This window comes from Microcystis sp. M109S1 (assembly GCF_020247025.1).
Taxonomy (GTDB): domain Bacteria; phylum Cyanobacteriota; class Cyanobacteriia; order Cyanobacteriales; family Microcystaceae; genus Microcystis.
In genome coordinates this window covers 1-3,729 of sequence record NZ_JADBRW010000057.1, presented here as the reverse complement: position 1 = coordinate 3,729, position 3,729 = coordinate 1, and the positions used below count along the sequence as shown (strand labels likewise).

2 protein-coding genes and 1 pseudogene are annotated in these 3,729 nt (G+C 48.9%); all 3 read right to left on the bottom strand.

Going from position 1 to position 3,729, the window contains the following annotated elements:
* Positions 1-289: 289 nt before the first annotated feature.
* Entirely contained in the window at positions 290-1,339 is a 1,050-nt protein-coding gene (locus tag IM322_RS02590; protein ID WP_002798288.1) for a hypothetical protein, read from the bottom strand.
* Between the two features lie 121 nt (positions 1,340-1,460).
* Positions 1,461-3,497 (bottom strand): PP2C family protein-serine/threonine phosphatase, encoded by a 2,037-nt coding sequence (locus IM322_RS02585; protein ID WP_287676407.1) that lies wholly within the window; start codon positions 3,495-3,497, stop codon positions 1,461-1,463.
* A gap of 81 nt (positions 3,498-3,578) precedes the next feature.
* Positions 3,579-3,729 (bottom strand): annotated as a pseudogene (locus IM322_RS02580) (RNA-guided endonuclease TnpB family protein); the annotation flags it as partial.

Genomic DNA, 3,729 nt, shown 5'->3' with positions numbered 1-3,729 from the left:
GTCAGTCTGTAGAGCGACCATAAGACCAGAACAGAGTAAATCTGTTAAGGCAGGTGCGAAACCCCGCAAGGGAAAGAAGCAGAAACCTAAATCGTGAGGTTTGGGAATCACCGTCCGTTTACGGCGGTGAGGATGTCAAAAAAGTTGAGGATATTCAGAGATTATAGCAGCAAGCCGTTAGGGGAATAGGGTAATGGGGGGATAGGGGAATTTCAACTAAAACCCTAAAACCCTCAAACCCCAACACCCTCAAACCCCAACACCCAACACCCAACCACCAACAAAGCATCTAACTTCCCCCATCGCTGATAATGCGTAAACGTACCATTTTTTGTCCACCTTCATCCAGTTCTACTTCGATCACTTCACTGGTTAAACTTTCCAAACAGGTTAACATCGATCGCAGATGGGGATTACTTGCTCCTGTATCAACATAGAGGCGATCGGACAAACTACCCAAACGTTTCCAAGTAGTATAAAGTTTAGCTACGGCTTGCTCTAATTGTGTGGCTTGTTTAACCAGATCCGCCGCCGTATTTAGACAATCGACGCGCAAAGCTTCTTCTAGAGCCATTTCAATATCTAAATTACCCCGTCGGAGAGTTTGTACTTGGGCTGCCGCATCGAGATATTTGGCTAAACTGCGTGCTTCCGAGGTGATTAATTTTACTGTGTCCACATCGGGATTAGCGGCGATTTCTTGACGGAGAGTGTCGATATGAGTATCGGGTAACTTTTCTAATTCTTTCACTAGAGGGGCGAGATGACGCGCCGGTAAACTACCATCGCTGGCTTTTTCTTTCACCTCATCGGGTAGTAAATCTGAACTCATCGCTGTCCATTCATCGGCCAATTGCTTCACCTCCCGACGGGTAATTCTCTCCCCTTGTCGGGCCGCATCACTGACTAATTTTTGAATTTCGGGGGCAGATTTGGCCGTTTCTACGAAGGCGCGTTTACTAAAATTATTGATACTATCGGGATCCAGTTGTCCTTCCGCCAGGAGAGTATCGGCACTATTAGCCAATTGAATCAGAGCATAAGCTTGACTTTTAGTGATTTCTCGCTGTTTTAACCAGTTTAAAAAGCCTGTACCGCGACTATCACCGCCTTGCTTTTCCCGGTCGCGAATAGCTCGCAAAATTCGCCCCCGCCAGATTTCCGTTTGCAAATCAAAGCGATCGCAAACTTTCCAAAAAGAATCCAGTTGCTGCTGAAAGTCATGATCTTGGATGGTTTCATCTTCGGGATCTGGCAGTTGAAAGTTAAACTCTAGAGGCGTTTCAAAGGCATCAATGATCGCGGAGGTGTCGGAGGAGAACGTCGCAGCATCAACCATAGGATAGACTCGGCAGTTAATCGGGCATTTTATCTTAACTCGCCCTGGCAACCCCCGACAAGCCGATTAATCTTCAGTCACATATAGGGAAGTGGGGAAGTGGGGAAGTGGGAATTATGAATTAGGGATTAGGGGGAGTGGGACTGGTGACAGGTGCGGGAGGTGTCGTCCCCGGACTCGGACTGGTGACAGGTGCGGAAGGTGTCGTCCCCGGACTCGGACCAGTGACGGGTGCGGGGGGTATCGTCCCCGGAGTGGGAGTCGGACCGGTGACGGGTGTGGGAGAAATCGATGGATTGGAAGCGGGATGAGGACTCAGGAATTGCCAAGCGATCGCAGCCAGCAAACCGAGAACACCGACAGCGATCGCTCCTACGACTAGGGGTGAAACCCTAGTGAGCGCGGGGGGAGAAGTACGACTAGAAACCGAAGAAGATGCGGGGGGGGGAGTGGGTATTGCTGTCACCACTTCTTCTCCGGAGTACGTGTCCCCGCTGTAATCAAAATCTTGGTCATAAAGATCGGGAATAATCCGTTCTTTGGCCTGATCATAAACTAAAGGCGTGACAGGTTCAGCCTTAGGAACTACCCGACAATAAACTAGGGCGATGGTGGAATTATCGTGACCGTTTTTCTGGTTAGCTAGTTGTAATAAACTTTCCCCCACAGCGGTTACAGTTTTCTCCCCTCGCAAAAGAGGTAGAATTTCACTGTCCCAGTATTGTTCTACCCGATCACAATCACTCAAACCATCGGAACAGAGGAGAAAAACACAATCTTGATCAATAATCAACCTCTGAACAGTGGGATGGAGATTAGTGGCGCTACTCATGCCCAAAGCTTGCACCAAGGCCCCAGCGTTGGGATACTGTATGGCATCACGATAGAGGAGATAGCCTAATTTCACTTCCCTGGAAGCGAGATCGTCATCCACCGTCACTTGATGACAACTGTGGGCAGTAATCCAATAGATGCGGGAATCCCCCACATGGGCCGCGTACATTTCCTGAGCATGGGCAAAAGCCATGACTAGAGTCGTACCCATGCGCTGACGATCTTGTCTTGACTCCTGATCATTGCGTTGACTGATCAGATCATTGGTGACACGAATCGCCTGTTCGAGGACAAGACTGTGACTATCGGGATAGACTTCAATATCAGTGGTGGGACTGCGATTAATTTCCCTAGGCAGGGTTTCGATCGCCAATTGAGCAGCGATTTCGCCCCCTTCCTGACCGCCGATGCCATCACAGACAATCGCCAGGGGATTTTGACCATGAGCGAGGGTTATGGCCTGATTAGTCGGGGGATAACAGGCATCCTCGTTGTGTTCCCGCAGCGGACCGGTATCGGTGCAGGTAAAAATCTCATAGCTGCGTTCTTGACCTCCACCGTAGTGCTGTAGTGCATAATCGAGGATAGCGATCAGGGATTCCGGGCGATCGAGATCACCGGATTCTAGCTCTTGGGTCAGGGATGCGAGAAAATCTTGAATATTAGCGGCTGCCGTCGGCATCAGACCGGCCCACAGAGCCCCTAAATCTCGTAAATTGGGAGCGGTAGCCTCGTCTTTGCTTAATTCTAGCAATTGCAGCAGCTGATTATTCACTCTCGTCAGAGAAGGGTTGAGCAGACTAGAGACCACAGCTTTTTTCTGGAGGGGATGCCAGAGTTTGGCCATTTGCCATAACCAGTGAATTTGCCTTAAATCAGAAGCTTGCGACCAAACCTCGGCCAGAGTGGGCAATAGTTCCGGATAAATTAATTCTCCCGTTTCATCGAGGGGAATAGTGCCGTATTCCAACAGCCAGATGTCCATATTTAAGCGTTCATCGGGACTGGGAATATAGCCATAGACTTGGGGAATGTGGAGATGGAAGGGTAATAATTTTAGGTAGAGGGAAATCCAGCTAGGAGGTTCGTCCGGCGCTTGGGGTGCTTGAGCGGGTTTAGTATCAAGAACAATTTGTGGTTGTTTGACCAAATAACGATTATCAATTAGCTCACCAACATGATAATAGGTTCTCACCCAATCACCCATCATCCATAAATAGCGCTTAACTAAAGGAGTACCGCATTTTTCACAGAATCTATTAGTGAGAGCGTTCGGGGATAGACAGGTTAGGTTTTGACATTGGAGGGTTGTCACGGAATCCATGAAAACTGCTGACTCCTAAAGCGCGGTTAGTATAGGTTATTGACATCCTCACCGCCGTAAACGGACGGTGATTCCCAAACCTCACGATTTGGGTTTCTGCTTCTTTCCCGAAGGATTTTTCGCACCTGCCTTAACAGATTTACTCTGTTCTGGTCTTATGGTCGCGACCCGGACTGACACCGCAAGTCCTGCGGCCAAAATGTTTTTACTAGCGTTAATATCTCGGTCATGG